At 42.8% G+C, this 7,661-nt stretch carries 8 protein-coding genes; 3 read left to right on the top strand and 5 right to left on the bottom strand.

The genetic code is table 11. The annotated features are described in order from the left end of the window. Positions 1–55: 55 nt before the first annotated feature. Positions 56–244 (bottom strand): hypothetical protein, encoded by a 189-nt coding sequence (locus tag AB4558_RS17205; RefSeq protein WP_372158944.1) that lies wholly within the window; start codon positions 242–244, stop codon positions 56–58. 256 nt (positions 245–500) lie between these two features. On the opposite strand from AB4558_RS17205, the gene htpX reads away from it, so the two are divergent. Then, complete coding sequence (gene htpX, locus AB4558_RS17210; RefSeq protein ID WP_372090168.1) at positions 501–1,364, top strand: protease HtpX; 864 nt, start codon at positions 501–503, stop codon at positions 1,362–1,364. 279 nt (positions 1,365–1,643) lie between these two features. Here htpX and purB read toward each other — a convergent pair whose 3' ends face one another. The 3 genes from purB to mnmA all read right to left on the bottom strand — a co-directional run bounded on the left by purB (position 1,644) and on the right by mnmA (position 4,954). Further along, on the bottom strand, positions 1,644–3,014 hold the full coding sequence (gene purB, locus AB4558_RS17215) for an adenylosuccinate lyase (RefSeq protein ID WP_372073105.1): 1,371 nt from the start codon (positions 3,012–3,014) through the stop codon (positions 1,644–1,646). A 143-nt stretch (positions 3,015–3,157) separates the two neighbouring features. Beyond that, positions 3,158–3,775, bottom strand: coding sequence for a high frequency lysogenization protein HflD (gene hflD, locus AB4558_RS17220; RefSeq protein WP_010439981.1), 618 nt, complete (start codon positions 3,773–3,775; stop codon positions 3,158–3,160). 42 nt (positions 3,776–3,817) lie between these two features. Then, positions 3,818–4,954, bottom strand: coding sequence for a tRNA 2-thiouridine(34) synthase MnmA (gene mnmA, locus AB4558_RS17225; RefSeq protein ID WP_372073103.1), 1,137 nt, complete (start codon positions 4,952–4,954; stop codon positions 3,818–3,820). Positions 4,955–5,158: 204 nt separating this feature from the next. Here mnmA and AB4558_RS17230 point away from each other — a divergent pair, with 204 nt between their 5' ends. After that, a complete protein-coding gene (locus AB4558_RS17230) occupies positions 5,159–5,428 on the top strand; it encodes a hypothetical protein (RefSeq protein ID WP_010439986.1) in 270 nt (89 codons plus the stop codon). A 102-nt stretch (positions 5,429–5,530) separates the two neighbouring features. After that, the gene (locus AB4558_RS17235; protein ID WP_017065317.1) at positions 5,531–6,835 is read left to right on the top strand and encodes an inosine/guanosine kinase; all 1,305 of its coding nucleotides are present in this window, start codon (positions 5,531–5,533) and stop codon (positions 6,833–6,835) included. Between the two features lie 194 nt (positions 6,836–7,029). On the opposite strand, the gene AB4558_RS17240 is transcribed toward AB4558_RS17235, so the two are convergent. Beyond that, the gene (locus AB4558_RS17240; protein WP_017060262.1) at positions 7,030–7,440 is read right to left on the bottom strand and encodes an H-NS family nucleoid-associated regulatory protein; all 411 of its coding nucleotides are present in this window, start codon (positions 7,438–7,440) and stop codon (positions 7,030–7,032) included. Positions 7,441–7,661: the final 221 nt, after the last annotated feature.

A 7,661-nucleotide genomic window follows, 5' to 3' on the forward strand; every position in this document is an offset into this window, starting at 1 on the left:
GGGCTGCGATTGCAGCCCTTTTGCTATTTAAGCCTTTATAGAGTCAAGCGAGGGATTAGTGCTCTTTAGTGAGTCCCATTAGTGCTTGCTGTGTCTCTGTGATGTTTGCTTGCGCTGCTTCTGGCGTAAGAATACCGATCTGCTTTTTCGCTTCTTCTTCAGTAATCCCTAGGTGACAGCACAGTAAATCGATAGCCATTTGAGTGTTAGTACCTTCAACCATGATCGTTCCCTTTTTGTACATGGACTAGCCAATAAATCATCTGAAGTCACTGTAAACGGATTGTTATATCGACACCATACGACTTAGGTCTAATAGACCGTGATTAACTCAGCTATAATCTCGTAATCAAATGTTGCAATTTAATGCTTAACCTTGTTTTCTTAATCTAAGACTATATGTATAAGTAAGTATAAGTCTTCAAGGTTGGAATCTATTGCTGTCTGCCTTGTCTATAACAATAAGTTTTATAAAAACAGCTTTCATGCGGAGATAAGTAATGAAGCGAGTAATGTTGTTCCTTGCAACTAACCTAGCGGTTGTATTGGTACTAAGTGTTGTTCTTAATGTTGTATACGCAGTTACAGGTATGCAACCCGGTAGCCTCTCAGGTTTATTGGTGATGGCTGCGGTATTTGGTTTTGGCGGCTCATTCATTTCATTAATGATGTCGAAGAAAATGGCGCTACGCTCGGTAGGCGGCATGGTCATTGAAAGCCCACGTAACGAAACAGAACATTGGTTGATGGAGACGGTAAGCCGTCAATCTCAACAAGTTGGTATTGGCATGCCAACAGTGGCGATCTACGACTCGCCAGACATCAACGCATTCGCGACAGGCGCTAAGCGTGACGATTCATTGGTCGCAGTATCAACAGGCCTGCTGCACAACATGACGCGTGATGAAGCTGAAGCGGTATTGGCTCATGAAGTTAGCCACATCGCGAACGGTGATATGGTGACGATGACTCTAATGCAGGGTGTTGTGAACACGTTCGTTATCTTCCTATCTCGTTTCATCGCCAACATTGTTGCGTCGAATGACAATGAAGAAGAGGGTGGCAGCAACATGATGGTGTACTTCGGTGTGTCTATGGTGCTGGAACTGGTATTTGGTTTCCTAGCGAGCTTCATTACGATGTGGTATAGCCGCCATCGTGAGTTCCATGCCGATGCAGGTGCTGCGCACTTGGTAGGTAAAGAGAAGATGATTGCAGCGTTAGAGCGTCTAAAAGTGAGCCACGAGCCACAACTAGAAGGTTCTATGATGGCGTTTGGTATCAACGGTAAAAAGTCTCTTACTGAGCTATTAATGAGCCATCCGCCACTAGATAAGCGTATTGCGTCTCTACGTAACATGTAATTTCTAATATGATTAGCCATCGCTAGTCGAAAAGATAAATCTAAAGGCTTCCTTCGGGAGGCCTTTTTTGATCTTGGCGCTTAAGATAACAAGTGTTGAGGTATCAGGTGTAGTTGTAGCTAGGTGATTAAATTGAATGAGTAGGAGGTGAGTAGATCAATTGGAGGAGAATTGGTGTTCTTATGGTTACGATTCTTGTGTCGATAGATTTAATTCCGCGCAATAAAAAGGCTTCCACATGGGAAGCCTTAGGCTATTCTGCGATTCGAAATTCGAATCTTACAGCTTGTCAGTTAGCTCGATTGCTTGACCGATGTAGTTTGCTGGAGTCATCTCTTTCAGGCGAACTTTCTCGTCTGCAGGGATTTCAAGACCGTCGATGAATGCACGCATGCCTTCGCCATCTACACGCTTACCACGAGTTAGCTCTTTTAGCTTCTCGTATGGCTTCTCGATGCCGTAACGACGCATTACTGTTTGTACTGGTTCAGCAAGAACTTCCCAGTTTTTGTCTAGTTCAGCAAGTAGTGCTTCACGGTTAACTTCTAGCTTGCTAATACCTTTCAGAGTTGAAGTGTATGCAATGATTGCGTAGCCAACACCAACACCTAGGTTACGAAGAACTGTAGAGTCAGTTAGGTCACGTTGCCAGCGAGAAACTGGAAGTTTTTGTGCAAGGTGGCTAAATACTGCGTTAGCTAGACCAAGGTTGCCTTCAGAGTTTTCGAAGTCAATTGGGTTAACTTTATGCGGCATTGTAGAAGAACCGATTTCGCCAGCAATAGTCTTCTGCTTGAAGTGACCAAGAGCAATGTAGCCCCAAACGTCACGGTCGAAGTCTAGAAGAATCGTGTTGAAACGAGCAACAGCGTCGAATAGCTCAGCGATGTAATCGTGAGGTTCGATTTGAGTTGTGTACGGGTTCCAAGTTACACCAAGAGATTCAGTGATGAACTCTTCAGAGAACTGGTGCCATTCAACTTCTGGGTATGCAGAAAGGTGTGCGTTGTAGTTACCTACAGCACCGTTGATTTTCGCTAGGATCTCAACGTTTTCGATTTGCTTGTATTGACGTTCCATACGGTACGCAACGTTAGCCATCTCTTTACCCATAGTAGAAGGAGAAGCTGGCTGACCGTGTGTACGAGACAGTAATGGAATATCACGGTACTCGTTTGCAAGTGCTTTGATAGCATCAATTACGTTACGGATTTCTGGAAGAATCACTGTGTCACGAGCTTCTTTAAGCATAAGCGCGTGAGAGGTGTTGTTGATGTCTTCAGAAGTACATGCAAAGTGAATAAATTCGTTTACAGCGTGAAGTTCAGGAACGCCAGCAACTTTCTCTTTCAAGAAGTACTCAACCGCTTTAACGTCGTGGTTAGTCGTGCGCTCGATCTCTTTGATACGTAGAGCATCTTCTTCGCTGAAGTTAGCGGCTAGTTCATCAAGAAACTGGTTAGCTTCTGCACTGAACGCTGGTACTTCTTTGATTGCATCAGTTGCTGCAAGCTTTTGTAACCAACGAATTTCAACGATAGAGCGGTACTTTAGTAGTCCAAACTCACTAAAGATGCTGCGTAATGCAATAGTCTTACTTCCGTAACGGCCGTCTACTGGTGAAACAGCAGTCAATGCTGACAGTTCCATGGTGTTCTCCTGAATTGAGTTTTCTAAATTTTGAGAGGTTTATACCAGTAACAATCTCAATTGTCACGCACATTGCGCAATCGTTTGCGTGAGAGTTGTGTTGATACAAAAAACAAGCTCGCGACGAGGCGCGAGCTAATAAACTACATTCGAGCTAGTAGGATTTGAGCCTGCTCGATCATCTTCTTACGACCGAAGATAAGGTGGCGACGTTTACCGCCAACTTGACGCCATAACACAGCGCTTCGAATCCCTGATAGAAGCAGTGCGCGAACCTTATGTTGGCTCGATGTCTGCTGAAGTACAGACGGAGTACCAGAAACCTGAATGCGAGGGCCGATAGGACTCACAACATCTAGGTAGATGCTCGCTAAGTTACTGATCATTTGCTCGTCAAACAGATCAAAGTGTTCAGTTTGGCGTTCTGCCGTTTGTATACGGTCGCCAAGTTGAGACATCGAATCGTTACGAGAAGATAGTTTACGCTCAAGCGCCATCAAGCTGATGATGTAGCGCGTGATATCGCTACCAGCTGGAGTACTATCGATACCTTTTACTAAGCACTCAAGGCCAAGCTTTAGGTTCGCTTCACGTCCAAATACGCCCACAGTATTCACCGGATTGGTATTCAAAATAGCACTGAGTGAAGCTTCGAAGGCATCTTTATCACAATGGCCGTCTTTCGCTACTTGTTGAACCAAAGCCACAGCTTGGCAAATTCCGGCGAAAGCAATAGTACGGTCATAAAGTGTATTAGCCACGTAGTAACTCCTAGTTGTCTTCTATCGTTCGTTTGATAATAGTTAGATGCGCTTTTCGATGATACCACCACCAAGACAAACGTCGTCTAGATAGAATACTGCCGATTGACCAGGGGTCACAGCAATCTGTGGTTCATCAAAAATAACCTTAATGTTCTCGTCATCAATTGGGATGATTGTACAAGGAATATCGGTTTGACGGTAACGAGTTTTTACCGTGCATGTCATAACTTCAGCAATTGGTGTGCGATTTACCCAGTGAAGCTGAGAAGCAATCAAACCCTCTGATTTCAAAAGAGGGTGGTCTTTACCTTGTACTGCGATCAGCACATTACGCTTCAGATCTTTTTCACCAACAAACCATGGTTCTTCATTACCACCACCACCTTTGGTGCCACCAATATGCAGGCCTTTACGTTGACCTAATGTGTGGTACATCAAACCTTGGTGTTGACCAATTACTTGGCCTTCAGGTGTCTCGATGTTACCCGGCTGTGCTGGTAGGTACTTGCCTAAGAATTCAGTGAACTTACGTTCACCAATAAAGCAGATGCCCGTTGAGTCTTTTTTCTTTGCTGTAATCAAATCTTGTTCTTCAGCAATACGTCGCACTTCAGGTTTCTCTAATTCACCAACTGGGAATAGGCTGCGTGTCACTTGGTCTGAGCTTAATGTGTATAAGAAATAGCTTTGATCTTTGTTGCTGTCTAGGCCACGTAGCATTTCTGGTTTCACACCAGCGTCTAGCTCTTCTTGAGTAGGAAAAGTACGACGAACGTAGTGACCCATCGCAATGTAGTCTGCGTCTAATACTTCATCTGCAAACTCTAAGAATGCTTTGAATTTGATTTCTTTATTACAAAGAATGTCTGGGTTTGGCGTACGACCTGCTTTGTACTCAGCAAGGAAGTATTCGAATACATTGTCCCAGTACTCTGCGGCAAAGTTGATAGTGTGAAGGTGGATACCTAATTTGTCACATACCGCTTGAGCATCAGCAAGATCTTCAGCTGCCGTGCAGTATTCTTCGTTATCGTCTTCTTCCCAGTTTTTCATGAAAAGGCCTTCTACCTGATAGCCTTGTTGCTGAAGAAGATACGCCGATACTGACGAATCTACACCGCCGGACATACCGACAATTACTTTCTTTTCGCTGTTTCCAGAGCTGATATCTGACATGTCTAAACACCGTTACTATTACTTGGTCGCAGATTCTAACAGAAAGAGAAACGCCGTGACAGATCCGAGACCGGAATCACAGTTTCATTTGCACAAATAGTGCGCTGACTTTGTTAGAGAATCGCATGAGAGCGAGGTGAGTCGCTAGGATGTCAGAAGTATATGTGGCATAGTCGCTCGAAATCCAAGACCTGAGATAAAAAAATGTCTGAACAAAACGAATTTATGCAAGAAGAAGAGCTGATTGAGATCATCGAGAACCAGCTTGAAGATGGCGAACCAGTGAAAGTGAAAGAGACGTTGATGCGTTTAATGATGACTGGCACTCCACGTGAAGAAGCAATTGCGGCTATGGCATGTGCACTGGCAATTGAAGTATTTGACGTTATGAAAAACGGCGCGGAGTTTAATCAAAAACGTTACGCAGAGCATTTGGGCATGCTGCCTGATTTAAGCTTTATGGAAGGCGAATAAAAAAAACCTTCAGCAAACGTTTGCTATAGTTTGAAAGATTGCCGCGTTAAATATAGCGCGGTAGAATCCGCCACCTATTTCCCCTTGACTTAGACTAGCCCTATGAAATTCCCTGGACAACGTAAATCAAAGCACTACTTTCCGGTTCACGCTCGTGATCCTCTAGTGAGCCAAGCTCAAAGCAGTAAAAGAATGTCACGCACTCATATTATCGGTATTGACCAAACATTGGTGGATATTGAAGCAAAGGTGAGTTCTGAACTTATTGAGAAGTATGGTTTGAGCAAGGGACATTCACTGGTTATTGGCGACGCAGCCGCTGAATCTTTATATCAAGAATTAAAAGAGCAGTGCCTGATTACCAATGAATACGCTGGTGGCACAATTGGTAACACATTACACAACTATTCAGTGCTAGCGGATGACCGTTCTACACTGTTAGGTGTAATGAGCCAAGATATTAAGATTGGTAGCTACGGTTACCGCTATTTATGTAATACATCAAGCAGAATGGATCTGAACCATTTACAAGGGGTAGATGGCGCAATTGGTCGCTGCTTTGCATTAATTACAGAAGACGGTGAACGTACTTTCGCAATTAGCGAAGGACAAATGAACCAATTAAAACCAGAAAGCATTCCTGAAAAAATCTTCAAAAGTGCTTCTGCTTTAGTTTTAACCGCTTATTTAGTTCGTTGTAAGCCAGGCGACCCTATGCCTGAAGCAACAATGAAAGCGATCGAATACGCGAAGAAATACGATGTGCCAGTCGTTCTTACACTGGGTACTAAGTTCGTTATTCAAGATGATCCAGAATTCTGGAAAGACTTCCTTGAGCAACACGTAACGGTTGTTGCAATGAATGAAGACGAAGCTGAAGCATTAACGGGTGAAAGCGATCCACTGGCTGCATCAGATAAAGCGCTAGAGTGGGTAGACCTTGTTCTATGTACTGCGGGACCTGTTGGCCTATTTATGGCTGGTTATACAGAAGATGCAGCTAAGCGTGAAACGTCACTGCCTTTACTTCCAGGTTCAATTGCTGAATTCAACCGTTTTGAATTTAGCCGTCCTGCGCATAAAGATTTATGTGAAAACCCAACCAAAGTGTATTCGCACATTGCGCCATACATGGGTGGACCAGAAAAGATCAAAAATACCAATGGTGCAGGTGATGCTGCGTTATCTGCTTTATTACATGATATGGCTGCGAATAAGTACCACAAAGAAAACGTGCCAAACTCAAGTAAGCACCAACATTCATTCTTGACGTACTCTTCGTTCTCACAAGTTTGTAAATATTCTAACCGTGCAAGCTATGAAGTGTTGGTTCAACACTCTCCACGTTTATCTCGTGGCCTTCCTGAAAGAGAAGATAGCCTAGAAGAAGCGTACTGGGAAAGATAAGTTACTTTCTTTAATCAGTAGTACTATCAGTATCAGTTGGTTTCTAATACTGATAGTACAAATATAAAAAAGGCTCCGAAAGGAGCCTTTTTTGTTTCTGAATATATTGAAGTCGTAAATAATACTTTGGTCGACTTAAATATTAATTCTATTGCTTAGCGTGTAATTGATTACTCACTAAGTAAACTAAATGTTTAGATAGCAAACTCTTCTAGAGATTTACCAGCATCTAGCTGTTCTTGGATAGCTGAAGGCGTACGGCCTTGACCTGTCCAAGTCTTCTCGTCGCCGTTTGCGTCTACGTATTTGTATTTCGCTGGGCGAGGAGCGCGTTTAGCTTTTGTTGTTTTAGATTTTGCTTCACCAGAAAGTGCAGCAATAAGATCGGCAACATCAATTCCGTCTTTTGCAATTTGTTCAGCAATAGCAGAAAGCTTAGCTTCTTGCTCTGCTTTAGCAGCACGCTCTTCAGCTTCAGACTCTTGACGCTCTTGTACAACAATAGTCAGCTTGTCTAGCGCTTCTTCAAGTTGCTCAAGAGTTAATTCACGTGAGAACGCACGAAGGCTGCGGATATTTAATAGAGTTTTTGTTAATTCAGACATGATATTTTCCATCAAGGTAAACTAAATAATCTTCCTAATAATAAACAGAGCCTAGGAATAAAACAAATAGTATTTTTTCTATTACATATTTAAATATAAAAGTGAGATGAATAGTTGAAAATTCAGAGCAGTATTTCTATTGAATTTATAATAATTATTAAGAATATCTTAAAAAATGATATGTGACAGGTGGAGTAGTCAACTTATGTAGACTATTCTTT

Origin of the sequence: Vibrio sp. 10N.222.51.C5 (genome assembly GCF_041474575.1) — a bacterium.
Taxonomy (GTDB): domain Bacteria; phylum Pseudomonadota; class Gammaproteobacteria; order Enterobacterales; family Vibrionaceae; genus Vibrio; species Vibrio crassostreae_C.

Bases quoted from the DNA above. Each gene is read 5' to 3' on its own strand.
- AB4558_RS17205 (WP_372158944.1), bottom strand. From the start codon at position 244: ATGTACAAAAAGGGAACGATCATGGTTGAAGGTACTAACACTCAAATG.
- htpX (WP_372090168.1), top strand. From the start codon at position 501: ATGAAGCGAGTAATGTTGTTCCTTGCAACTAACCTAGCGGTTGTATTG.
- purB (WP_372073105.1), bottom strand. From the start codon at position 3,014: ATGGAACTGTCAGCATTGACTGCTGTTTCACCAGTAGACGGCCGTTAC.
- mnmA (WP_372073103.1), bottom strand. From the start codon at position 4,954: ATGTCAGATATCAGCTCTGGAAACAGCGAAAAGAAAGTAATTGTCGGT.
- AB4558_RS17230 (WP_010439986.1), top strand. From the start codon at position 5,159: ATGTCTGAACAAAACGAATTTATGCAAGAAGAAGAGCTGATTGAGATC.
- AB4558_RS17235 (WP_017065317.1), top strand. From the start codon at position 5,531: ATGAAATTCCCTGGACAACGTAAATCAAAGCACTACTTTCCGGTTCAC.
- AB4558_RS17240 (WP_017060262.1), bottom strand. From the start codon at position 7,440: ATGTCTGAATTAACAAAAACTCTATTAAATATCCGCAGCCTTCGTGCG.